Below are 24,033 nucleotides of genomic sequence, written 5' to 3'. Positions count from 1 at the left end.
AAACTATAACAACTATTATACCTGTTTAATTTTATCCGATTTAAGGTAAATAATCAACCGCTTCCGCTTGGAATCCTTTATTTCCTTATGTATATGTGTTTTTTCTAACAATCTCCACAGAGGTAGGAAAGGCTTTCATCGCAAGCACTTCCCACCATCTGTACTATTTTTAATTCTCATCTGTTATTTCTTTATTCCCATTTTTCTCATTTTTTCGATTCAATTCTGTATCAATAGAAGTATTTTCTGTATTGTTCTTGAGTGTTTCACGATAAACTTGCTTATATTTCCCTGCAAATGCTGTGACAATTAGCTGATTGTCTTGCATAATATATTGGATATCGCCAGTATTGTAGTGTGCGCTACCACTGGTAGTTCCGTGAGTTATTTCTGAATAATCTTTTAAAAATAATTCAGTCATAATCCGCATTTCATAATAACGACGTGTACGTGTGGAAAATTCAACGGCATTTCGATAGTTTCCAATTAAAAAAAATAAGAATGTGCTAAGTAAACCAATCGTAAAAATTGCAGTAATTAAAATTCCTCCTTGATAGTTAAGAAATCGCCCATTTGCCATATCGCTTTTCTCCATTAATAAAAGTTATTTCAAACGTAACACTATACGCCTGTTCGGTAAAATTGACGCGTGCAACTGAAGTCAGAATAGGCTCATAGCCTCCATCATCGCGGATAACAATTTCTTGATTGTTCGCATTGTATTCAATACGACATTCATACACTTTATTTTCCACGCTTCGTGGTTTATTAAAAATAAGTTTATTGCTTTTTATCCGTACAAATTCACCTTCTGATAATTTATTTTCAAGTTGCAATAAAAAGACATGCCATTCTTGTTCATGACGACCAAAAACCAATTGATTCATCTTGCCACTTTGCACCATCATTGGTGGAAGTAACCCTAAACACAGACTGAATAGAGCTAGCGCAACCAAACATTCAATAAGCGTAAACCCTTTATAATTCACGATAAATACTCCATGAACGATTTTTTTCAGTAATCGTTGCTTGATGGTATGTCTGTGTCGTAATCAAAATCGTTTGCTCATTTTGTTGGACAATATAGGGTGTATTAGCAGGCTTTTGTCGGTATTCTGCCACTTCTTCGTATAACGTACGTAACATTGCTACATCTCGATAGGCTTGTTGACTTTTTGTCACCAATTGCAATTGACATTCTTGATAATAAAAAATACCAATAGCTAAAACACTCAATGCGACCAATGATTCCAATAAAATAAAACCTTGTTTAAAGTGGGGTAATAACTTTGTTGTAGTGACCTTTTCCAAAACGAAAAACATAGGCAACTTTTTGCTTTTTTTCTTGCCATATAAACTGAATTTGTCTTTGCTGTCCCACATTGCCGGTTCCTCCTGAAAATGAAATTTTTTTACTTAGTTTACTGGCGCTTAATGTATCTGGGACTGTCAGAGGTTCCAACCAGTCCCCCGTTGTTAATTGAAACGCCAATTGCGTCAAATCGGGCTGTAAAATATCCGCACTTTTATTGGAAATAATCGCGACTTGTTGGCACGTTAAAATACTTTTTTCTAATCGATCAAAAAAATAAAGTGTTTCTACTGTTTTTGTCGTTTCTTTGACCAAAATTGTCGGTAAAGCAATCACAATCGAGACAATGAATAATACTAATAGTGATTCCATCAACGTAAATCCTTCCTGTTTTTTCATCGTCTTACGGTTTTGCTGCTCGATAAATTTTTAATTGTTCAGCAGGAATTTCACGTGTCATATCTTCTTCAGTCATTTTGCGATTATTTTCTAATTCAAATAAATCAATCTGTGTCTCTACAGATTTAACGACTGCTGAATCCCCTTGCTTTTTGACCGTTTCTCGTCCATGCATTAAATTGGGAATAAATAGCATTACTAAAATGCTTACGATAAGCAAAACAATCATCATTTCGATTAAAGTAAAACCTTCATAAATCTTCTTTTTCATTCCATCATTCCTCCTATATTTCCATAAATTGGTAAAAACATCGCCATATAAATAGCTAAAATTAACATCGCGACAAACAAAAACACCAATGGTTGAATCCATTGCATATATTTCTCTATTTGAACAATAAATTTATTTAAAAGTAGCTGACTATAAATAAACAATTCTTCTCCGAGTTTCCCCTTTACTTCGCCTTGATAGATAATTAACGGAAATTCTTTTGTTAAAAATGGATAACGCTCTAATTGCGTCGCTAAGCTTTGACCCAAGGCTAATCCTTCATGGACTTCTTTGGCGACAGCAGTTAACAAGGTTTCTTGTTCAATTGCCATCATATACGCTAAAATTTGATGTGCTTCCATCCCTTGTCTAAATAATCGCCCCCATTCTAAAGCAAAATAACTTGTTTGATACAATTGATACAACGTACCAAAGAAAGGTATCTTAGCAAGAAAGCGGGCTTTTTCTAGAATACTCCGTTGCTTAAAATGCCAAGTAATCACGAAACTAACCAAACATCCTATAAGGACGATACCCATCAAAATAAATGGGCTATATTTCAGAAACAACATCCCTAAATGCTGGGGATCAATCATTCCTGATTCCAATAAAGGTGGCAATAAAAATAAACGCATACCAATTAATAAAGACACCACAAACGTCAATAACAAAATCGGATAGGTTGCTACTTTGCGTAATTCTTTTTGTTGTTTTTCAAATAATCGGATATGTTGCAACATGAGACGTAAGGTATGATTTAAATCGCCATGTGTCTCAGCTAGTTGAATTTGTAGTGCTTGCTGTTTAGAAAAACCCACTTGTAAAAAACATTGGGAAAAAGAATTTCCTTGTATTAATCCTGTCATAAACTGATGCAGTGCTACTTTGGGAAATTGCCCACTTCTTTCCATCACGGATAAACTTTCTTGTAAGGAAAAACCATTTTCCAATAAGGCAACCAATAACTCTAAAAATTGCTTACGAAAAATTTCTTTTTTCATGAATGATCCCCTGTCGTTTTAATTGCTCATAACGCTTGCGAAAACTTTCTTTGCAGTATTTTTCAAAAAAGAATTCATATCCTAGTAAAGCTTTTGTTTCATCTGCTGTATGGGTGAATAATTGTTGGTATAACACACCATTGAGACAATGTTTTAATTCTGTATCTGTGCCAACTAAATCAAGCAACCGGCTTTTCGTTTCTTGTAATCCTTTGGCGTGTACTGTTGCTAAAACGGTGTGACCGGTTAGTGCTGCTCGAATAGCCGCAAAGGCGGTCACTTGATCTCTGATCTCGCCAATAATCAATAAATCGGGCCGATGACGTAAGGCCAATTTAATTAATTGGTCGTAGGTTTGACCAATCTTTTCATTGGTTTGTAATTGCAAAAAAGCTGCTTCTTCAATTTCAACAGGATCTTCAATCGTAATCACTTGTCCGGTACATCGTTTTGCTAGTTCATACATCAAGGTTGTTTTCCCTGAACCTGTAGGGCCACTAAAGAGATACAGACCCACTTTTTGTTGGATTTGTTCTTGAATGACTGCTAAATCTTCGGGAAAAAAATAGTTCATCTGTCTTTGTGTACTGTGTAAAAAACGAATAACCATACTTTCTTGCCCTCGATAATCTCCAACTGAAGATAAACGTAATCGTTGTTGTACGTCATCTAACTGGTAGGTAATCGCTCCAAGTTGCGCTTTCCTTTTCTCACCGACATCCATTTCGCCTAAATATTTAAAACGAGCAATTAATTGCTGAATAGTTGCAAGTGGTAAGTGACGATAGTGTTCTGTTGTAGTGCTTTGTCGAAATAAAATGTCTCCACTCTCACCCAATGAATAAATATATAAATCTTGCATGTGATGTGCCATTCCATAAGCAATTAATTCATCTGATAATACTTGAATATCCATTTCAGCCCTCCTTCATTGTTAACATACGAAAAAACACCCTTAGACTTTTTTGTCTAAGAGTGTTTTTTTAATTCAAGACTGCTTTTGCGATTAATGAGACATAAGCGGTCAATCCATTTTCATCTGGATGCACCGAGTCTTCACGGAACCATTCTTCATGATTCACACTTTCACCATACCAGTCGATCAATGTGATATTGTCGTATTTTTCAGCCATTCGATTAAACAAATCGTTGACTTCATTTTGCCAACGTTGGGTTGGTACATGGACATTCACTAGATACACTTGACGTTCACCAATCGTTTGCATAATCCCATCAAATTGAGCTTCGGTGGCTGTTCCATTTGTTCCTAGTGCTAAAATCACTTTATCTTTTAGCAAGCCTTGCTCACGTAAGCTTTTTAACATTTCAGCAGCTTGATACAATTGACGTCCCACGTCAGCATCAACAACAGCTTGTGGGAAAACTTGTTTCAAATCAATTGTTGCGCCTAACATAACTGAATCACCAAATGCGGTAATTTCCGTATTATAAGCTGTTTGCAATTGTTCTTTGGTCACGCCATACGTTGCCATAATTTCTTCGGCATTCTCACCTAATTCTACTTTATCTTGTTGATTTTTTGTCTGCTCGGCAGCTTCTTTATTTTTCGCAATATCTTTTTGGAATTTTTCTTGAGCTGCATCTACTTGATTGCTTGGTGCAGTGGTAATACCAACTAAGGCAATTACAGTCACCAACGCACAAACGATTCCTGTAATTTTTCGCGCATTTTTTAGTGGTAAGGCCAACCATTCTTTGACTTTAATGCATAATTTACGGAAATTGAAATAGCGCATTGGTTTTTCCACTAATTGATAAGATAATTCACTCATAAATAAAATCAAGAACAATTCAATCAAGACATGCATCCAACTATGATCCGCGATATTTTTTACTTTTGCTTCATAAAAAATCATCACTGGAAATTGATAAAGATAAATGCCGTAACTACGTTTACCAATATATGTGAAGAGACGATTAGTCATCAAACGATTTAAACTTGCTCCTGGATGTGCTGTGACAGCTACTAAAACAGCTGAAACAATACTGATTAAATACATCCCTCCATAATAGACAAACGTTTGTTGTGCACTTAGATAAATAAATGAAACAATCAAAACGAGCAAGGAGAGCATCCCAGAAGCATTTAAGACGCGCTTAGCTTGTGCAGGAATTTGACTTTTCAACTGCATACTTGGCCAGATAAACGCCATTGCACTCCCAATCCAAACAGAAAAAATGCGGGTGTCTGTACCATAATAAACACGTGTTGGATCGACATCAGGGCTATATAAAATCCCCATCCAAATTGCTGATAACAATGCCCCAATCGAAATAATGGCAAATATTTTATTTTTACGTTTAACAAATTTCATTAATAATACAAAGATGATGGGCCAAACCAAATAATGTTGTCCTTCTAAGGCTAATGACCACAAATGAGTGAATGGCGACTCGCCACCAAAGCGATCAAAATAAGACATGCCATGATTGATTTGCCACCAGTTATTCACATAGAGTAAACTACTCGTTACAATGCCTCTTAAATTATTTAATAAATTCCTCTGAAAGAGCGTAATATACGCAGAGGATAGAATTAAAAGAACGAGCATTGCTGGATACAACCGTTTTATTCGCCGGATGTAAAAATCTTTTATTTGGATTTTACCATTTTGTTGCCATTCTTGACGCAATAAATCGGTAATCAAATATCCTGAAATAACAAAAAATACTGGTACACCTAAATATCCGCCCTGCATACTAGTAGGGATTAGATGATAAAATATAACACCGATTACAGCTAAACTTCGAATACCGTCAAACCCGGTGATATAGCGACTCTTTTTGATTCGTTTTTTCTCCATGCGTTTACCTTCTCTATTCATTTCTCTCCCTTTCATCATGCCATAGAAACGACAAAAAATCACGAGAGAAAACGTAAAAAAAAGAAATTTTTTCCATTTTATTTCTCTCGTAAAAAAAATTGCGTACGTTCAAATTTACGCTAACAATCCCATATAAAAACAGCATCTGATAATTGATCAAATACTGTTTGTAAGCGTTTATAGTTCTTCCTCATAAAAACGACCAAGAATTTGCACATTATCCGCAATACTCACAAATGCTTTCTCATCAGCTTCACGCATCGCTTGACGTAAAATTGGCAATTCAAAACGCGTCACCACAGTTAATAAAACAGTTTGTTTGTCATGACGAAACGCACCTTCTGCTTCATGAATAATCGTAATCCCTCGACGTAAACTATTTTGAATCGCATGAATTACTTGGTCTGGATGTTGCGTAATAATTGTCACTTGCATTTTTTTCTGTTTGGTAAACACAGCATCTGTCACTTTACCACTGACAAAAATGGCCAGCGCACTGTATAACGCATATTGCCAACCAAACAACATTCCTGCTGCTAGCAAGATAAAGAAATTAAAAATAATCGAAATCGAGCCAATTGTTTTTCCTGTTTTCTTACGAATGGCAATACTCACAAAATCCAATCCACCTGAAGACAATCCATTTTTTAACGCATAGCCTATCCCAGCGCCCATTACTGCTCCACCAAAAATGGCACAGATAATCGGATCGGTAGTTAATACTTCAGTCGGCATAATTTGCATAAAGAGGGATGTCAGCAATACGGTAATCCCCGTAAAGATAGTGAATTTATGACCGATTTTAAACCATCCTACTAAAAATAGAGGAACATTTAATAACAATAATGCTAACGAAACAGGCAAATAAACATCAAACCAAGCTTCCGATAACGTCGAAATAATTTGGGCTATCCCAGTAATTCCACTTGAATAAATTTTTCCTGGTTCATAAAAAAAATTGACTGCTACAGAAGCTAAAATAGCATACACAACAGAAAAAGAAAATTTCATCGCATAATCAGGATGCGGAAGAAATTTAAATAGGCGATTCATGATGGTTCCTCACTTTTATATTTAGATACGTTCTTCTCTATTATAGGCAGTTTTTGCCTAAAAAGAAATGAAAAAACCTGAAAAAAGTTAATTCATTAAACTTTTTTCAGGTTCTTAGCTATTAGTCTTCTTCTACAGAAGTAACATCAATATTTAATTCAAATAATTGTAATGGTGAAACTATGCTTGGTGCGGCAGACATTGGATCAACTGCTTTTCCGTTTTTAGGGAACGCGATCACTTCACGAATATTTTCTTCACCAGCCAACAACATTGCTAGACGGTCTAACCCTAATGCGATACCACCATGTGGAGGAAAACCGTAATCAAGTGCGTCTAATAAGAAACCAAATTGCTCTTGCATTTCGCGACGTGAAAAACCAAGTGTTTCGAACATTTGCTCTTGTACATCACGTGTATGAATACGTAATGATCCCCCACCTAGTTCATAGCCGTTTAAGACAATATCGTATGCTTCAGCATGAACTTTCGCTGGATCTGTTGCTAATAATTCCACATCACTCGCTTTTGGTAATGTGAACGGATGGTGCGCTGAAACATAACGTCCTGCTTCTGCATCGTATTCAAATTGTGGCCAATCAATCACCCATAAGAAATTGAACGCGGACTCATCAATTAAATCTAATTCTTTTCCTAAGCGCGTACGAACTGCTCCTAATGTTGCGGCAACAATTTCAAAACTGTCTGCACCAAACATTAATAAATCGCCGACTTCTGCATTTGTTGCGGCAACAATCGCATCGGTTGCGTCTGTTAGGAATTTAGCGATTGGTCCTTTCAAACCGTCTTCTTCAACTTTCAACCAAGCCAAACCTTTCGCGCCAAATTGTCCTGCGTATTGACCTAGATTATCCATGTCTTTACGTGAATATTTCGCTGCTGCACCTTTCGCATTTAACGCTTTTACTACCCCACCGTTTTGTAATGCCATTTGGAATACTTTGAAATCAATATCTTTCACTGTTTCAGATAAATCAATCAATTCCATATCAAAGCGTGTATCTGGTTTGTCACTACCATAGCGATTCATCGCTTCATCCCAGCTCATACGAGGGAATGGTAATGTCACATCAATCCCTTTCACTTCTTTCATCACTTTCGCAATCATTTGCTCTGTGTAATCTTGAATTTCGTCTGCTGTTAAGAAAGATGTCTCAATATCAATTTGAGTAAATTCTGGTTGACGGTCGCCACGTAAATCTTCGTCACGGAAACAACGAACGATTTGATAATAACGGTCAAAACCAGCATTCATTAATAACTGTTTAAAGATTTGTGGTGATTGTGGCAATGCATAAAAGTGTCCTGGGTGCACACGAGATGGAACCAAATAGTCACGTGCTCCTTCTGGTGTTGATTTTGCTAAATACGGTGTTTCAATATCTAAGAAATCGTTGTCGTCTAAGAAACGACGAATCGATTGTGTAATTTTGGTACGTGTCATTAGATTTTTTGTCATATTTGGACGACGTAAATACAAGTAACGGTATTTCATACGAACTTCATCGCCGACATTCGCGTCTTCTTCAATTGGGAATGGTGGTGTTTTTGATTTACTTAAAATCGTGATTTCATCAATCATGACTTCATATTCACCTGTAACCATTTTCGGATTGATTGCTTCTGGTGTACGTGCAATCACTTCACCAGTTACTTCAATAACGTATTCACTACGGCAAGTATCTGCAATTTCCCATGCTTCTTTTGATAATTCTGGGTTAAATACAACTTGGACAACCCCTTCACGATCACGCAAATCAATGAAGATAACGCCACCTAAGTCACGACGTTTTTGTACCCAACCTTTTAATGTTACTTTTTGACCTAATTGCTCTTTTGAGACACGGCCACAATAAACTGTGCGTTTTGCCATTTGTTTACTCTCCTTTAGTCATTTCATCATAAATTGTTGCGAATGATTCATAGACATCAGCTAAAGATACTCGTTTTTCTTCACGTGTCGCCATTGCTTTGACATTAATCATTCCTGCTGCTAATTCATCTTCGCCAAGAGTGAACACTAAGGTAGCATTCTCTTTATCAGCCGTTTTGAATTGTGCTTTTGCTTTTCGGTTCATCACATCACGGTCAGCAGAAAACCCTGCATTACGAATCGCTTGAACTACTTTTAATGCTTCAATATTTGTTGTTTCACCTAAGTTTACAACATAGGCATCTACTTGATTAAATTCTGGAAGAACCACTCCCTCAGCATCTAAGACAAGTAAGATACGTTCAATTCCCATTGCAAAACCAAAACCTGGTGTTTCTGGTCCGCCAAGGTCTTCGACAAGTTGATTGTAACGACCACCGGCACAAATTGTTGATTGCGCACCCATTCCTTTGGCGTCACTCATAATTTCAAAGATGGTATGCGTATAATAATCCAATCCACGAACCATATTGGTATCAATTTCGTATGGGACGTTTAAAGCGTCTAACATTTTCACTACTTCTTCAAAATGTTTTTTCGCCGATTCGCTTAAATAATCTAAAATAGAAGGTGCATCTGCGACAAATTGTTTGTCACGTTTGTCTTTACTATCCAATACACGTAATGGATTTTCGTGTAAGCGACGTTTTGAATCTTCACTTAATTCGGCTTCATGTGGTTCTAAATAATCAATCAAAGCTTGACGATAATTTTGGCGGGTCTCTTTATCCCCCAATGAATTGATGACTAAGCGAATTTCTTCAATTCCTAATTGTTTGAAAAATTCCATCGCCATAACCATTGTTTCCACATCTGTCGCTGGATTTTCAGAACCAAATGCTTCGACACCAATTTGATGAAATTGACGCAAGCGACCTTTTTGCGGACGCTCGTAACGGAACATCGGACCTGTGTAATAGACTTTATATGGTTTGGCATGTTCTGGACCAAATAATTTATTTTCAACGTATGAACGAACGATTGGAGCTGTTCCTTCTGGACGTAGGGTCACATGACGTTCCCCTTTATCATAAAAATCATACATTTCTTTTGAAACAATATCTGTCGTATCGCCAACACTGCGGGCAATCACTTCATAGTGTTCAAACATCGGTGTACGAATTTCGCTATATTGGTAATCTTTAAATAATAAGCGCGCTGTTTCTTCAACAAATTGCCATTTTTCCGATTCTCCTGGCAAAATATCATTCGTGCCTTTTGGACGTTGATAACTCATTTCTCTTCCTCCCTAATTACTGAAAACTAACCGTTGCAGACTGTTGCTGTGCAAAAAATAAAAAATCGCCCTTGTTTTATACACAAGGGCGAATAATCTCGCGGTACCACCTAAATTTGAAAGCTTCATGCTTTCCTCAATGCGAATAACGCTCGCTCGCGGAGTGGCTTTGCACGCACTCGCCTCCAGACTGTCTTTCTGCCGCATGTCCTAAACTACTTTCAGCCAAGGTAGTTCTCTCTTTAAAGTGCCATTTGCTGCGTACTCGTTCTTTCACTGGCTTTTTTCCGATATTAGCTATAAGGTACAGGAAAGCTCGTGAAAAGTCAAGATTTTAGAAACAATATTTTCAGAAAACTTGCACTATTCTATTCTGATGTTTGTTTTCTGATTTCACGGTGTTCTTTGCGTTGTTGACATCTTTCTTCACGCTCAATTTTACGTACCTTTTCATGGAAAGAAAAACCTAAAATCGCTAAAACAGCCAAAATATTGCCAATCGTTGCAATCATCATAATCCACAAATTGCCTGAAGTGTAAAACAAACTATTTAGAGCAACAACATATAAAACCATCACATAACGATACAAAGTCATTCGGTGTTTGACTAACCAACGCATAAACATCGCTCCTTTTTATTGAGCACACATCGATTGAGAACGTTTCTCAATTAACTTTGTTCAAAAAAGATTCTTGCACCTTCTGCTTTCTCACCGTACACTAATGAATAGAAACTAATAGAAAGAAGGCGTTTTTTTTGACCTTATATTCAGGTTATATTCGACAACCCCATTACTACGAAACGGATCAAATGAGCATTATTCACCATTCCAATTACATTCGTTGGTTTGAAGAAGCTCGTGTCGATATTTTAAGCTTTTTACACTTACCTTATCAGGCCATTGAAGAAGCGGGAATTATCGTTCCAGTACTAGAAGTAAGCTGTCAATACAAGGAAATGATTCACTATGGAGACACTATTAGAATCGGTGTATTGGTCGAAAAATATACCGGTACCCGACTTGATTTTCGTTATGAAATCCGTGATGTAAAGGAACACTTATTGACGACTGGAACGAGCAAGCATTGTTTTTTAAATAAAGAAACCCAACGTCTGGTTCATTTAAAAAAAGCTGTTCCAGAATTTCATAAAATCTTCGCAGATTATGCCCAATTACAAAATAAAATTCACGAAAAATAGTGAGTTTCTTAACAATTATTGGAATTTTATTAAAATGAACGCGTTCTCTTTGATTTTTATTCTCTCCTTCGTATAATTAACAGTAGATTAATTGAAAGGAGTGATTCGATGTACGCAATCAAAGTTTTTCACGGATATATTTCTAAAGATGGTCAACGTACCAGAGAAAAATCCCTAGAGAAGTTGTTGATTTTCAACGATAGAAAGCAATCTGAAGCATTAGCCGATAAAATTGGCGGTCGTGTGAAAAGATTAGAAAAAACCCAAGTCTGAGTTCTTTTATTGAAAAGTTACTCAGGCTTTTTTCTTGGCTTTTTTACATAGATAAAACTATCACAAGCATGTCAGGTTTATGCTTCTCTTCCGACATGCTATTCTTATATCAAAGGAGTGATGAGATGGGTACACCATTTTTAAAAGAAATCTTTCATTTAAATAAGCCTAAAATTAATCCCATGCAACTATTTGGTTCGGGACTATGTATGTTCATCATATTATTTACCAGTTATTTTTTAAATAATATGGCGATTGCTAGTTTCGGTTCATTTGGGATTTTTGTGTTTTTTTATTATCAAAATTTACCACTAAAAACATTACTACTCCGACTAAGTGCAGTCGGGCTATACATTTTTGCCAGTTACCTTCTTGGCGCATTGTCAACACATATTGGCTGGTTAGCGCCACTAGTGGTCGGCTTCATCGCATTTATTGGACGAGTCTTTTTCCGACTCTATAATATTACCAAACCCGGCGTCTTTTTTGGTGTAATGGTTGCTGCTATGGGTGCTAGTATGAAATTACCTTTGGCCATTTTACCGTCGGCTTCTCTGTACTTTTTGATGGGGATCGTTCTTTCTTTACTCATCGCCACCATCGTTAACCTGACAGAAAAGACACCGGCGACACCTATACCAAAAGTGGCATTATCCCAACGATTAGCCAACGATCCGGCCGTATTTTTAGATGGTATTTTTTATTCTGGAATGTTATTTTTTGCTGTCTATCTAAGCCAAGGATTACAACTAAACAATCCGTATTGGTTAGTTGTTTCGACCGCCGCTATCTTGCAAGGCGATAATTTACGTGCTATGTTGCATCGCAATATTCAACGAATTTTTGGCACAACAATTGGTATTGGCATTGCTGCTTTATTACTTAGTCTTCCCTTAACTACAATCCAAACATTATTAACCATTACGGCGTTATATGTGATTGTTGAATGTTCGATTCGTTCTAATTACGCCTTAGCAAACTTTTTTATCACGCCAATGTCTCTGATGTTAGCAGCTTTAATTAAACATCAATATGTGACTTCGCTTTTGCAAGATCGTTTTGTTGGGATTGTGTTAGGTAGCTTATTGGGACTATTTGCTGCTTGGATTATGACGATTGGTTTAGAGTTTTATAATAAAGCCTTCCATTTACATGAAACATTAGACAAAGAAAACGATTAGCAACTAACACCTAACGATCGAAACAACACAGGAGGCATCAGTGTTTCGTTAGATTATTCTGCAAGGAGCTGATAGTACAGCTCCTTTTATTTATGTGTATTGAAAACCCCTGGCTAAGCCGGGGGTTCCAAAGAGCTTCCAGCGAGGTATTAAAAAAGCCTCCCAAAAATGATAAGATGAAATTGGTTTCCCGACCACCACATCCATCAATTTAGGAGGTGCCTATTATGAAAAAGGCTAATGAAAGTTTATCACACACGACATGGAAATGTAAGTACCACATTGTTTTTGCACCAAAATATAGACGACAAGTGATTTATGGAAAGTATAAGAAAAGTATAGGTGAGATCATCCGAACATTATGTGAAAGAAAAGGAGTGGAGATCATCGAAGCAAATGCGTGCAAAGATCATATCCACTTACTCGTAAGTATCCCACCAAAATATAGTGTATCAGGTTTTGTAGGCTATTTAAAAGGCAAGAGTAGCTTAATGATTTTTGACAGACATGCGAATTTGAAGTATCGGTATGGGAACCGAAAATTTTGGTGTAGAGGGTATTACGTGGATACAGTAGGAAGAAATAAGAAGCAGATCGAAGAATACATTCGGAATCAAGTACAAGAAGATTATGTAGCAGATCAGCTAACATTGTTTGAAGAGTATGATCCGTTTACAGGACAAAAAAACAAGAAGAAGTGAAAGAGATTCTTTAAGGATCAGTGAGTAAAAGTGGTGCAAGTGGGAAACCGTTCAGGAAGCCTTTTAGGCTATGGCCGGTAAAAGAGGCTTTCAGCCGAAGAACAAACCTCCAGTTCACACTGGAGGTTTTGATTTTTGCTTTTTTTTCATCTGATAGTAGAATATCTTGAAAACTTATGAGAGGACTGAATGAAAGTGGATCAGCAAGAACGTTTTGATCTCGTCTACGATATTGGTGAAACGTTATTAAAAAACGGAGCAGAAGTCAAACGGGTAGAATCAACCATCACCCATATTGCGCAAGCGTTTGGGCTAGAAAATTTTGATAGTTATGTCTCGATTCATGGCATTTTCTTAACCTCACATCCGAATGCCAAAAACGTTCATGCAAAAGTACGTGACACCCCGATTTCACCCATTTCATTGGGACGAATTGATGCCATCAATACCTTGTCGCGCCATATTACAGAAGGAAAAATCGGACCGACCGAAGCAAGAAAACAACTAACCATCATCCAACAAGAATCGTTCAGCAGTGTGCCTTTAAAATTTGTAGTGTATATGTTTGGTAGTGCAAGTTTTTGTTATATTTTCAGCGGGACATTAGCTGATGCCTGTGGCGCTTTGATTTTAGGAATGATTTTAGCTAGCTATAGTTTATTTATCGTTCCCAAATTGAAATTATCACAAATCATTGCCTATGTAACAAGTAGTTTTCTCATTTTTCTTCAATCGTTTGATGATACACGTGTTTGCCAATAATTTCTCTCGATTGTTGGACTTCTTCTAAATCACCAGCCACTTCAAAGTAACATTCTTGTTCATTCTTTTTATTTAATGTATCGTAAAAATCCGAAACATATGAGCTATAGGTATCCAATAAATCTTCAATGACATACGGTCCATATAAACTGCCTACTTTTTCTTCTCCAAGCTCAGGTTCAGGTTCAAATGAAAAACTTGTTACATATTCATTTCCAAATTGATAAATGTTTTCAGCAACAGGCACATATTCCGCCTGATTTTGATATTTTTCTGCAACAAAATTTTAATTATTTTTCATCGTTTTCCTCCTTATTTCCAACAAAAAAGTCTTCGTCTGGACAATCGTTCCAAACATATTCGATATCATAAGCAATTTTTTGAGCACAGGCTTTGCCATGTTGATCGGCAATAAAGCCTAATGCCATATCCATTCCAGCCGAGACGCCAGAAGAAGTATAATACTTGTCAGCAACAACCCAACGTGCTTTTCGTTGCCATTTAACGGCTTGATTGGTCGACATAACCCAATCAAATGCCCGTTTATTGCTGGTTGCTTGCTTTCCATCAATCAATCCTGTTTTAGCCAACAAAGCCGAACCTGTGCAAATCGTTAACACGTATGCTGCTTGCACGCTTAATTCTTTTAAATGCGCCAACCATTGCATATCCAAAACTAATTTTCTCGTTCCCAAACCTCCCGGAACAACCAAAATACCAGAAGGATCAAGTGTCGAAATTGGTTCAGTAACAATCGGTGTTTGTTGACTACTTGTAACCACTCCACCTTTCAAAGAAACAAATGTTAATTCATAGGTTTCTTTTAAGCGACCAAAAATCTCAACAACGCCAAATAAATCAAGAGTTTCAAAATTATCAAAAACCAAAAAATTTACTTTTTGCATGTGTGACCTCCTATTATCGCTATTGTATCACAGAAGAAAGCCTTTCAATAATGATTATTTTTGACGTTCAGGGATGGATTTACGACGTTTGGGTAATAAACGTTTACAATGCTAGTTTTCATTTATAATGAAGAAAAGCTATCAATCTAAGGAGGATTTTTTATGTGGATAATTTCAGCAACAATGTATGTCTCACTAGCGTTAATCTTCTTTTTACTTTTATTTATTGGAAAATATTTTATGTATTTTTATTATTTTCCTTTATTACTATGTGCACTTATTGCTTTAAGCTTGGGGCTAGTTACGTATTGGTTTGGACTAAAAAAATGAAGTGAGATTCATTTGTCATAACAGAAAAGCAGAATTTTTTTGAAATGAACCTGTTTTTCTTTTTATTTTTTTGCTAAAAAAATCCCCACTATTAAAATAGTGAGGACACTGTTATTATTTAGCTAATGCAGATTTAGCTTGGTCAGCTAATGCAGTAAATGCAGAAGCATCGTTTACAGCTAAATCAGCTAACATTTTGCGGTTGATGTCGATTTCAGCAACTTTCAAACCGTGCATTAATTTAGAATAGCTTAAGCCATTCATACGAGCTGCAGCGTTGATACGTGCAATCCATAATTTGCGGAAGTCGCGTTTTTTCTGACGACGATCGCGATATGCATAACTATATGATTTCATTACTTGTTCTTGAGCTGTTTTAAATAAAGTATGTTTTGAACCGTAATATCCTTTTGCTAATTTAAGCACTTTTTTACGACGTTTACGAGCTACTGTTCCACCTTTAACACGTGCCATGTTTAATTCCTCCTAATATATATCAAATCTAGTAATTGGTTTATTTCATTCTTGCTAATTGTTGACGGATACGTTTGAAATCGCCACTTGATACCATACGTGCTTTACGTAATTGACGACGTTGTTTTTTAGTTTTTCCGTGGAATCTATGGCTAGTAAAAGCACGAGCGCGTTTTAATCCGCCTCCGCCAGTACGTTTAACACGTTTTGCTAATCCGCGGTGAGTTTTTTGTTTTGGCATAACTAATTTCCTCCTCAAAATCTTTCGTTAATCAGTTTTATTTTTCGTTTTTAGGTGCAAGCACTAAGAACATGCTTCGTCCATCCATTTTCGCTTTTTGTTCTACTGTTGCAATATCAGTAGTTTCTTCTGCTAAACGATCTAGAACTCTTTGACCAATCTCTTTATGGGTAATGGCACGTCCTTTGAAACGGATAGAAGCTTTCACTTTATCGCCTTTTTCTAAGAATTTTCGTGCATTACGCAATTTAGTATTGAAATCATTTACGTCGATCGTTGGACTTAAGCGCACTTCTTTAATATTAATTACTTTTTGCTTCTTACGGGCTTCACGTTCTTTTTTCTGTTGTTCAAAACGATATTTACCGTAGTCCATAATTCGCGCAACTGGTGGTTTCGCATTTGGAGCCACTAATACTACATCTAGATTTGCTCTCTCAGCAATACTTAATGCTTCTGCTTTAGATTTAACTCCTAATTGTTCACCGTTTTGATCAATCAAGCGTAGTTCTCTTGCACGAATGCCGTCATTTACCATCATATCTTTAGCTATGGTCATTCACCTCCAAGTTATTTGAGAGAAAGAAAGAATTACCATTATGGCAATAAAAAAACGAGTTCTTCTACAAGAACCCGCGCGTACCCCAGCTAATCAATTAGTCGGAATCCTATTCTGCCCAGCAATTTATTCACTCAGGCGAGAAGCGGGTGCTTCTGCTTTCATTTCTCAACTTTTATATCATATCAAATTTCCCATAGACTGTCAATGAATAAACAACATTTTTTTCTGTGGTACAATCATTTAAAAAGGAGTTGCTTTTATATGAACGAAAAATCACTCATCGAAGCTCGTAATCAGTTACTCGATCGTGTCCAAACTTTAGCTGAAAAACAAACATCTGTCCAAGGGCTTTTCCTTGGTGGTTCACTCGCTGCCGGAAATCCAGATGCCTATTCTGATATTGATTTTCGAATCGTTCTCGCACCAACAGTAGACAAAGAACAATTTTTGAAGATGTTTCTTAAAAAAGTAGCACCAATTTTATTTATTGAAACACAAACGTCTTTTTATGCAGTGGTTCATTTTGCTTCTTTCATTAAATTGGATGTCTTTGTCTATTATCCAGAAGAATTACAACCTAGTCCGTGGTTTGCAAACATTTGGATTTTAAAAGAGGAACAGCATCAGTTACACGAACTAAAAGTTGCCTCACACCAACAATCCTACCTACCCACACAAACTGAACTGGATTTCTTTTTAACAAAATATTATGCCAATTTGCACGAATATTATCGTCGTTTGCAACGCCAAGAAACAATATATGCTACAACTTGTCGTCTGATGACTATTCATTGCTTAATTTCTTTTTGGTATATGGAAAAAGGATATCCACCAAATAGCTTAGGGGATTGGAGTAAATACGAAGGTCCTCGTACAAAATTAACGACTGCACAACAACATATTATACAAGACTTGTTATCAGCAGAAAGCAAGTTCATTCACCAAATAGATGAACAGGTACAGATCACGCTCTTAAATCTAACCGCACAGCCATCGCTAACTCTTGATTTCGCTCACTATCAGCAAGTTGTTTCTCTCATCAAATAAAAAAAATCCCCTTATGACAACATCATAAGAGGATTTCTTTTTGAGAAAGATTTTAGTTAAAAAATTAATTGCAACGTGGCAATTCGTTTGATTGCTTCTTCTAAGCGTGCTTCTTCTACTAATAGACCAATGCGAACATACCCTTCGCCACCGTCACCGAAACCACTTCCCGGTGCTACGGCCACAGCGACTTCTTCTAAAAGAAAATTCGCAAATGAAACACTCGTATAGCCTTTCGGTACAGGCATCCATGTGTAAAAAGCACCTGTTGAAGGATACGCCTGCCAACCAATTGCCGCCGCAGCTTTAACAAATACGTTCCGTCGACGATTATAGAGCGCTACTAATGCCTCAACATTTTCATTGTTGGTTAAAGCATAGGCACCGGCTTCTTGCAAAGCTGGAAATAAACCGACAAACAAGTGATCTTGAATGACATTAATCGCTTCAATAATTTCAGCATTGCCTGCCGCAAAAGCTACGCGCCACCCCGCCATGTTATAGGTTTTAGACAACGTATATAACTCAACACCGACTTCTTTCGCCCCTGCACTTTGCAAAAAGCTAATCGGTGCTTCTTGCTCCGTTCCTAAAGCACCATAAGCAAAATCATGCACGACCGCAATCTCATGATTTTTCGCAAAAGCCACTGTTTCGTCAAAAAAGTCAGCCGTTGCTTGGGCGCCAGTTGGATTATTGGGATAATTTAAAAAGAGTAGTTTCGCTTTTTCCAAGACTTCTTGACTCAATTTACTGTAATCAGGCAAATACCCATTTTCAGGCAATAAAGGTAAAAATTCTTGTTGAACTTGGGCTAAAACCACACCTGATAAATAATCTGGATACCCTGGATCAGGTAATAAAATACTATCTTCCGGATTTAATAAAGCTAGTGGTAATTCCACTAAGCCAATTTTTGAACCACCCATGACCGCAATTTCAGTTTCCGGATCAAGAGTCACACCATAATGCTCCAAATAAAAATCGGCAGCGGCTTGTTTAAAAAAATGATTGCCACGAAACTGTGAATATTTATGATTGGCTGGTTTTTCAGCCGCTTGTTGTAACGTCTGAATAATTCCTGGTGGCGTTGGTTGGTCAGGATTTCCTTGCCCTAGATTAATCACATCTTTACCTTCTGCTATTTTTTGATTGACTTGTCGCACTAAATTAGCAAAAAATTGTGTTGGTAATTCTTGCAACCTTCTTGATGTTTGTATCATTCGCTTCCCCCTCAATATAATTCTGTACGACGATCCTCAAAGACTGGTATTTGTCCACGTGTCTTCACTACCGCATCTTGACTAATCGTCACACGTCCAATCGTCTCTGAATCATCCAATTGTAATAAACTATTTCCTAAAGGATCAACGACTAATGAATGACCACCAAATTGATTGTTCGGATCTGCCCCCACACGATTCACTGCTGCTACAAAGCACTGATTCTCAATTGCACGTGCTTGAACTAGTTTTTCCCAATGCGCAATACGTGGTGTGGGCCACTGAGCAGAAAGTACCAATAAATCAGTTCCTTCATTCGCACTTTTGCGGAACCATTCTGGAAAACGTAAATCGTAACAAATAAATGGTGCGACAGAAAAATCAGCAATGTTAGTTTGTGCTAGTTGATTTCCCGCATGCAAGAATTTTTCTTCTTCCATTAGACGAAACAAATGAACCTTGTCATAACGGGTTAAAATTTCTCCAGTTGGAGCAACTACATATGTCGTGTTAAAAACCTTATCCGCAACTTGTCGTGCAATTGACCCTCCTGAAATAAATACTTGATACTGTTTGGCTAATCCTGCCAGAAATGCTTGAGCCGTTTTCCCTTCTCGGTCAGCAATTTCTGGCAAACGCGTTAAATCATAGCCTGTATCCCATAATTCTGGTAATAAGACGAATTCATTTGGTTGTAAATTGGCTTTTGCAAACCATTCACTCACATTTTGGCGATTGGCTTTTGGATCACCAAAGACCACATCTAATTGCAGTAAAACCAAAGATAATTTTGTCATCGCTACGCACACCTTTCTCTTATTACGATCAATTTAGATGGAGTCATCATATCGTCAGAATTTTCAGAAGTCAATCTTTTTATAGATACTTTTTTTCAATCACCGATGAAAAACAAAAAAACGGCAATCCTCATCGATTGCCGTTTCACTCATTATTCTGCTGCTAATGCTGCTTTGTTAATGTAGTTATATGGTTGATTGAAGTGTGGTAAGAAGAACAAGTCTAGTAACGCTAGTTCATCAATTTTCACTCCACGCTCAATAGCTAATGAGAACAAGTGGATGGCCATTGAAATTTCTGAAGTTGTTGAAGCAATTTGTGCACCAACAATACGACGAGTGTTTGCTTCGTATACGATACGGATTTTAACTTTATCGTTTTTCTTCATGAAGCCTGGTTTTTGTGTATCTTCAAAGTCAGTATATTTCACGACTAAGCCATGACGTTCTGCTGCTTCAACAGAGTAACCAGTTGAAACCATGTTGTAACCAAAGATTGAGATTCCGTTTGAACCTTGCACACCTGGTGATGAAATTGCAGCGCCACCGATGTTTTCACCTGCAACCATCCCTGTACGAACAGCATTTGTTGCTAAAGCAATATACGTTGTATCTTGTAGGGCGTTTGAGTAAACTGTTGCACAGTCACCAACTGCATACACGTCTGGATCATTTGTTCTTTGATGACGGTTAACCAAGTAAGCGCCATTTTTGTATAGGTGCAAATGATCTTTGCCTAATTCGCTATTTGGCAAGAAACCAATAGCATTGACAACTAAATCAACTGGATATTCACCATTTGCTGTAACAACTGCTTCAACTTTATCAGTTCCTTTGTATTCTTGAACTAATTCACCTAAGTGTAATTCCACGCCATTGTCTGCTAGATTTTTATCCATCGCATCTGTAAATTCACGGTCATAGTAGCTTGGTAAAGAACGATCCATCGCATCAAATAACAATACGTTTTTCCCACGACGTTTCACAGCTTCAGCCATTTCAACACCAATATAACCTGCACCGATGACAGCAACGTTTTGGATTTCATCTGAATCCAAGATGCCATCGATAAATTCGCCTTCAGCATATTTTTTCATGAATGTGATGTTTTTCAACTCACGTCCAGGTACTTTTGGAGAGATTGGTTTAGAACCAGTTGCAATAATTAATTTATCATATGATTCAACAAATTCAGAACCATCTGATTTCACACAATGTACTTCTTTTTTCTCAAAGTCAATGTTGTCAACAGCTGTTTCTAAATAAACTTTCGCGCCTTTTGCTTCGAAATCTTCACGGTTTGTATAGAATAAGCCTGGTACTTCATCTTCATCGATTTGACGACCTACCCAAAGAGCTGTTCCACAGCTTAGGTAACTGAAGTTGCTGTTACGTTCAATCATTACAACTTCTTGGTCTTCGTATTTATCTAATAAAACATTTCCAGCGGCAATACCTGCGTGATTCGATCCAATAATTACTGTTTTTGTCATTGATAGTTCCTCCTTTTAATTTACAAGCTTATTATAGCTAGATTGTGAAGTAAGAAACTATCACTTTTTTTTGCACAAGCGAAAAAAATGACAGTTTTCTGATGAAAACATGCTATAACAGGGAATTATCACTATAAAAAAAATTCTATCTTTTTTATTTGTGAAATAAGTATCTTTTAAAAAACCTTCAAAAACAAAAAAATAACCTACCAGCGGGGAACTGGTAGGTAAGGAGTAAAAATGAAAAAGTGTTTTGTTAGGGTTGTTTGTTGGTATGCTTATACTATACTCAGTAAGTATGAAAAAAGTGTGATAAAATTATTTCATTTTCGTAAAATAACGATTTTATTGGGTAAAAAACAAAAAACTGACTTTTTCAATCAGTTTTTGTTTCCATTTTAAACTTTTCAGCCCACAAAGGTAATCCGGCTTGTAAAAGATGATACGTCTGGTCAAAATTGCCTGTGTACCACGGATCAGGTACTTTTTGGTTTTCTTTTCCCGGAACACCCTCTAAATATAAATGTACTTTATGGCGTGCTTGTTTAGGTGCCATCGCCAATAAATCCTCAACATTTTCATGATCCATGCCAATAATCCAATCAAACATTTCAAAATCTTCAGGTTTAATTTGACGGGAAAACATGTGGGAGGAATCAATATTTTCTCTTTGTAAAATTTGCTTGGTTCCAGGATAAACTGGATTACCAACTTCCCAACGGCTCGTTGCCGCAGAATCAACAATCAATCCCAATTGATGTTCTTCACTATACTGTCGCATGAGCCCTTCAGCCATTGGTGAACGACAAATGTTGCCTAAACATACAAATAAAACTTTTGTCATCTGCTTATTCCTCTTTTCTTTGGTAAATACGATACGAATAGACTTCTATATCTTGGGCTAAGCGTAAAAGTTGCATTGAAATTTCTAAAGGTGTTTCTTGAAAATCCCCACGAATCCATGCTTCTAAAATACCGCTACAGCCAAAAGAAAAAAAGCGACTATAAAATTGAATATCTTGTTCTGATAAGACTTTTTCTTCATCTACTTGTAAGAACAATTGACTAAAAATACCTTGAACAATATGAAAGAATGCATTCATCAAAACATCGCGGTCACCCATTAACGTATTACGATAAAATACACTTTTTTCTTGCATGGTTTTCAACATTTTTAATACTTGTTCTTCCCAATTATCAAATGAAACCTCGTCAGAAGAAAGATAGCGTAACGCATCATTCAAATAAACCCAATGTAAGAGGGCTTTTTTATCTGGAAAATGATAATAAAAAGTTTGACGATTAATACCGGTACTTGCTGCAATATCTTGCACGCTAATTTTTGCCCATTCTTTTTCTTCACATAATTGAATATACGCTGCAGCAATCGCAGCTTTGGTTTTTTTCCCTTCTGCCATTGTTTTCCTCGCCTTTATGCTTGATAAGAGTAACCAAAATGTTCATATGCTAAAGCAGTGGCTACCCTTCCTCGTGGTGTTCGTTTTAAAAAGCCTTTTTGAATTAAATACGGTTCATACATATCTTCTACTGTTTCACGCTCTTCTCCAATATTCACCGATAGTGTACTTAACCCAACTGGTCCCCCGTTATATAGTTCAATCATCGTTTTAATGAGCTTTTGGTCAATCAAATCCAAACCAGCACTATCCACTTGTAATAAAGACAACGCTTTGTCCGCAATTTTACGATCAATAACTCCATTAGCTTGAACTTGCGCAAAGTCGCGGACACGTTTTAATAATCGGTTCGCAATCCGCGGTGTGCCACGTGAACGAAGAGCAATTTCAATTGCACCTTCTTCCACAATTTCCGTTTGAAAAATCTCAGCCGAACGTTGGACGATTTCTTTTAAATCTTTTTCCTCGTAATACTGCATATGGGAGATAATGCCAAAACGATCTCGTAAAGGCGCAGATAACATTCCTGCCCGTGTCGTTGCTCCAATTAAAGTAAATGGTGGTAAGGGGAAATGAACCGGATGCGCTGTCGTACCTTGACCAACCATAATATCAACATAAAAATCTTCCATTGCTGAATAAAGCATTTCTTCTGCCACTCGTGGCAACCGATGAATCTCATCAACAAATAAGACGTCTCCTGGTTCTAACTCATTTAATGTTGCTACTAAATCTCCTGGTTTTTCAATTGTAGGACCACTCGTCGTACGAATGTTTACACCCATTTCATTCGCAATAACCATCGCCATTGTTGTTTTTCCTAAACCTGGAGGACCATATAACAATACATGGTCTAATGATTCTTCACGATGCTTAGCTGCTTGGATGTAAATGGCTAACTCTTGTTTTACCTTATCTTGTCCAATGTATTGCGCAAAATACTGCGGACGTAATGTTTTTTCAAGAAATTCTTCTTCTTGATTCGTATTGGGCGAAATCATTCGATCAGTCATATGCCTCTCCTTATTTTTTCATCATTAATTTTAAACCAGCTCGCAAATATTCATCCGTTGATTTAATTGGTTCTTGAAGTAATTGCTTATGGACTTTTTTCGTTTCTCTTTCACTATATCCCAGCGCTTGTAAAGCAGCTATTGCTTCTTCTAATGCAGGATTTTCCGAAGTTGTAAATAATTCCATCGGTACTTCTCCAGTCAACTCACCCGCAAGTTCACCTAATTTTCCTTTTAAATCCAGAATTAATTGTTGTGCTGTCTTTTTACCCACACCTGGAAATTTAGTCAAATAAGTAATATCGCCCGATTCAATTGCCGCAATTAATCCTTCATGGT

31 protein-coding genes and 2 other annotated features (1 of these 33 only partly in view) are annotated in these 24,033 nt (G+C 36.9%); of the genes, 7 read left to right on the top strand and 24 right to left on the bottom strand.

Translation table 11 applies throughout. The features are described 5' to 3' along the window. Positions 1-169: 169 nt before the first annotated feature. The 12 genes from comGG to PYW32_RS02070 all read right to left on the bottom strand — a co-directional run bounded on the left by comGG (position 170) and on the right by PYW32_RS02070 (position 10,693). Positions 170-580, bottom strand: a complete 411-nt coding sequence (gene comGG / locus PYW32_RS02125; RefSeq protein WP_016175980.1) for a competence type IV pilus minor pilin ComGG — start codon at positions 578-580, stop codon at positions 170-172. Then, entirely contained in the window at positions 558-989 is a 432-nt protein-coding gene (gene comGF, locus PYW32_RS02120) for a competence type IV pilus minor pilin ComGF (RefSeq protein WP_016175981.1), read from the bottom strand. The genes comGG and comGF overlap by 23 nt, the downstream gene beginning before the upstream one ends. Next, entirely contained in the window at positions 979-1,254 is a 276-nt protein-coding gene (locus PYW32_RS02115; RefSeq protein WP_248636498.1) for a hypothetical protein, read from the bottom strand. The genes comGF and PYW32_RS02115 overlap by 11 nt, the downstream gene beginning before the upstream one ends. 16 nt (positions 1,255-1,270) lie before the next feature. Further along, the gene (gene comGD / locus PYW32_RS02110) at positions 1,271-1,711 is read right to left on the bottom strand and encodes a competence type IV pilus minor pilin ComGD (RefSeq protein ID WP_071859183.1); all 441 of its coding nucleotides are present in this window, start codon (positions 1,709-1,711) and stop codon (positions 1,271-1,273) included. A gap of 4 nt (positions 1,712-1,715) precedes the next feature. Then, positions 1,716-1,982 carry a competence type IV pilus major pilin ComGC gene (gene comGC, locus PYW32_RS02105; RefSeq protein ID WP_016175984.1) on the bottom strand — a complete coding sequence of 89 codons (267 nt, stop codon included), beginning with the start codon at positions 1,980-1,982 and terminating at the stop codon, positions 1,716-1,718. Next, positions 1,979-2,983 (bottom strand): competence type IV pilus assembly protein ComGB, encoded by a 1,005-nt coding sequence (gene comGB, locus PYW32_RS02100; RefSeq protein ID WP_016175985.1) that lies wholly within the window; start codon positions 2,981-2,983, stop codon positions 1,979-1,981. Before comGB ends, comGC begins: the two co-directional genes overlap by 4 nt. Beyond that, positions 2,961-3,899 carry a competence type IV pilus ATPase ComGA gene (gene comGA / locus PYW32_RS02095; RefSeq protein WP_016175986.1) on the bottom strand — a complete coding sequence of 313 codons (939 nt, stop codon included), beginning with the start codon at positions 3,897-3,899 and terminating at the stop codon, positions 2,961-2,963. Before comGA ends, comGB begins: the two co-directional genes overlap by 23 nt. Before the next feature lie 67 nt (positions 3,900-3,966). Beyond that, a complete protein-coding gene (locus tag PYW32_RS02090; RefSeq protein WP_016175987.1) occupies positions 3,967-5,808 on the bottom strand; it encodes an acyltransferase family protein in 1,842 nt (613 codons plus the stop codon). A gap of 198 nt (positions 5,809-6,006) precedes the next feature. Next, positions 6,007-6,882 carry a YitT family protein gene (locus PYW32_RS02085; protein WP_016175988.1) on the bottom strand — a complete coding sequence of 292 codons (876 nt, stop codon included), beginning with the start codon at positions 6,880-6,882 and terminating at the stop codon, positions 6,007-6,009. Between the two features lie 121 nt (positions 6,883-7,003). Further along, positions 7,004-8,776, bottom strand: coding sequence for an aspartate--tRNA ligase (aspS, locus tag PYW32_RS02080; protein WP_016175989.1), 1,773 nt, complete (start codon positions 8,774-8,776; stop codon positions 7,004-7,006). 4 nt (positions 8,777-8,780) lie between these two features. Then, a complete protein-coding gene (gene hisS, locus PYW32_RS02075; protein WP_016175990.1) occupies positions 8,781-10,073 on the bottom strand; it encodes a histidine--tRNA ligase in 1,293 nt (430 codons plus the stop codon). A gap of 81 nt (positions 10,074-10,154) precedes the next feature. After that, positions 10,155-10,359: a binding site (T-box leader), on the bottom strand. 82 nt (positions 10,360-10,441) lie between these two features. Then, on the bottom strand, positions 10,442-10,693 hold the full coding sequence (locus PYW32_RS02070) for a hypothetical protein (protein ID WP_016175991.1): 252 nt from the start codon (positions 10,691-10,693) through the stop codon (positions 10,442-10,444). Between the two features lie 137 nt (positions 10,694-10,830). Here PYW32_RS02070 and PYW32_RS02065 point away from each other — a divergent pair, with 137 nt between their 5' ends. From PYW32_RS02065 to PYW32_RS02045, 5 genes are all read left to right on the top strand, one after another. Further along, a complete protein-coding gene (locus PYW32_RS02065) occupies positions 10,831-11,274 on the top strand; it encodes an acyl-CoA thioesterase (RefSeq protein ID WP_016175992.1) in 444 nt (147 codons plus the stop codon). Between the two features lie 108 nt (positions 11,275-11,382). After that, entirely contained in the window at positions 11,383-11,547 is a 165-nt protein-coding gene (locus PYW32_RS02060) for a hypothetical protein (protein ID WP_016175993.1), read from the top strand. A 125-nt stretch (positions 11,548-11,672) separates the two neighbouring features. Continuing rightward, positions 11,673-12,728, top strand: a complete 1,056-nt coding sequence (locus PYW32_RS02055; protein WP_016175994.1) for an FUSC family protein — start codon at positions 11,673-11,675, stop codon at positions 12,726-12,728. Between the two features lie 227 nt (positions 12,729-12,955). Next, positions 12,956-13,429, top strand: a complete 474-nt coding sequence (gene tnpA / locus PYW32_RS02050) for an IS200/IS605 family transposase (protein WP_016174131.1) — start codon at positions 12,956-12,958, stop codon at positions 13,427-13,429. Positions 13,430-13,618: 189 nt separating this feature from the next. After that, positions 13,619-14,191, top strand: a complete 573-nt coding sequence (locus PYW32_RS02045) for a threonine/serine exporter family protein (protein ID WP_016175995.1) — start codon at positions 13,619-13,621, stop codon at positions 14,189-14,191. Here PYW32_RS02045 and PYW32_RS02040 read toward each other — a convergent pair. Together PYW32_RS02040 and PYW32_RS02035 are read right to left on the bottom strand one after the other, a co-directional pair. Then, entirely contained in the window at positions 14,148-14,438 is a 291-nt protein-coding gene (locus PYW32_RS02040) for a hypothetical protein (RefSeq protein WP_016175996.1), read from the bottom strand. The genes PYW32_RS02045 and PYW32_RS02040 overlap by 44 nt on opposite strands. A 43-nt stretch (positions 14,439-14,481) precedes the next feature. Then, complete coding sequence (locus tag PYW32_RS02035) at positions 14,482-15,096, bottom strand: DJ-1/PfpI family protein (protein WP_016175997.1); 615 nt, start codon at positions 15,094-15,096, stop codon at positions 14,482-14,484. Between the two features lie 162 nt (positions 15,097-15,258). On the opposite strand from PYW32_RS02035, the gene PYW32_RS02030 reads away from it, so the two are divergent. Further along, positions 15,259-15,426: a hypothetical protein gene (locus PYW32_RS02030; RefSeq protein WP_016175998.1), complete on the top strand. Its 168-nt coding sequence runs from the start codon at positions 15,259-15,261 to the stop codon at positions 15,424-15,426. A 114-nt stretch (positions 15,427-15,540) separates the two neighbouring features. Here the strand turns inward: PYW32_RS02030 and rplT are convergent, their stop codons facing one another. The 3 genes from rplT to infC are packed head-to-tail and all read right to left on the bottom strand — an operon-like array spanning position 15,541 to position 16,700. Continuing rightward, positions 15,541-15,900, bottom strand: a complete 360-nt coding sequence (gene rplT / locus PYW32_RS02025; protein WP_016175999.1) for a 50S ribosomal protein L20 — start codon at positions 15,898-15,900, stop codon at positions 15,541-15,543. A 40-nt stretch (positions 15,901-15,940) separates the two neighbouring features. Continuing rightward, positions 15,941-16,141, bottom strand: a complete 201-nt coding sequence (gene rpmI, locus PYW32_RS02020; protein ID WP_016176000.1) for a 50S ribosomal protein L35 — start codon at positions 16,139-16,141, stop codon at positions 15,941-15,943. Between the two features lie 37 nt (positions 16,142-16,178). After that, the gene (infC, locus tag PYW32_RS02015; protein WP_016176001.1) at positions 16,179-16,700 is read right to left on the bottom strand and encodes a translation initiation factor IF-3; all 522 of its coding nucleotides are present in this window, start codon (positions 16,698-16,700) and stop codon (positions 16,179-16,181) included. Between the two features lie 40 nt (positions 16,701-16,740). Next, positions 16,741-16,867, bottom strand: a sequence feature (ribosomal protein L20 leader region). 97 nt (positions 16,868-16,964) lie between these two features. Here infC and PYW32_RS02010 point away from each other — a divergent pair. After that, entirely contained in the window at positions 16,965-17,750 is a 786-nt protein-coding gene (locus PYW32_RS02010) for a nucleotidyltransferase domain-containing protein (protein WP_016176002.1), read from the top strand. Between the two features lie 56 nt (positions 17,751-17,806). Here the strand turns inward: PYW32_RS02010 and PYW32_RS02005 are convergent, their stop codons facing one another. The 7 genes from PYW32_RS02005 to ruvA all read right to left on the bottom strand — a co-directional run. After that, positions 17,807-18,973: a pyridoxal phosphate-dependent aminotransferase gene (locus PYW32_RS02005; protein ID WP_016176003.1), complete on the bottom strand. Its 1,167-nt coding sequence runs from the start codon at positions 18,971-18,973 to the stop codon at positions 17,807-17,809. A gap of 11 nt (positions 18,974-18,984) precedes the next feature. After that, complete coding sequence (locus tag PYW32_RS02000; protein ID WP_016176004.1) at positions 18,985-19,770, bottom strand: carbon-nitrogen family hydrolase; 786 nt, start codon at positions 19,768-19,770, stop codon at positions 18,985-18,987. 152 nt (positions 19,771-19,922) lie between these two features. Further along, positions 19,923-21,263, bottom strand: a complete 1,341-nt coding sequence (nox, locus tag PYW32_RS01995) for a H2O-forming NADH oxidase (protein ID WP_016176005.1) — start codon at positions 21,261-21,263, stop codon at positions 19,923-19,925. Between the two features lie 376 nt (positions 21,264-21,639). Continuing rightward, positions 21,640-22,107, bottom strand: a complete 468-nt coding sequence (locus tag PYW32_RS01990) for a low molecular weight protein-tyrosine-phosphatase (RefSeq protein WP_016176006.1) — start codon at positions 22,105-22,107, stop codon at positions 21,640-21,642. Positions 22,108-22,111: 4 nt separating this feature from the next. Then, on the bottom strand, positions 22,112-22,681 hold the full coding sequence (locus tag PYW32_RS01985) for a TetR/AcrR family transcriptional regulator (RefSeq protein ID WP_016176007.1): 570 nt from the start codon (positions 22,679-22,681) through the stop codon (positions 22,112-22,114). Between the two features lie 14 nt (positions 22,682-22,695). After that, complete coding sequence (gene ruvB, locus PYW32_RS01980) at positions 22,696-23,694, bottom strand: Holliday junction branch migration DNA helicase RuvB (protein ID WP_016176008.1); 999 nt, start codon at positions 23,692-23,694, stop codon at positions 22,696-22,698. Positions 23,695-23,704: 10 nt separating this feature from the next. Further along, positions 23,705-24,033, bottom strand: partial view of a Holliday junction branch migration protein RuvA gene (gene ruvA, locus PYW32_RS01975; RefSeq protein WP_016176009.1) — the 3' portion only. The gene runs 277 nt beyond the window's last position; only the last 329 of its 606 coding nucleotides appear in the window; its start codon lies off the right edge, out of view; it ends in the stop codon at positions 23,705-23,707.

The organism is Enterococcus saccharolyticus subsp. saccharolyticus (assembly GCF_029023825.1).
Lineage (GTDB): Bacteria > Bacillota > Bacilli > Lactobacillales > Enterococcaceae > Enterococcus_F > Enterococcus_F saccharolyticus.
This window is presented reverse-complemented; position numbering and strand designations above follow the sequence as displayed.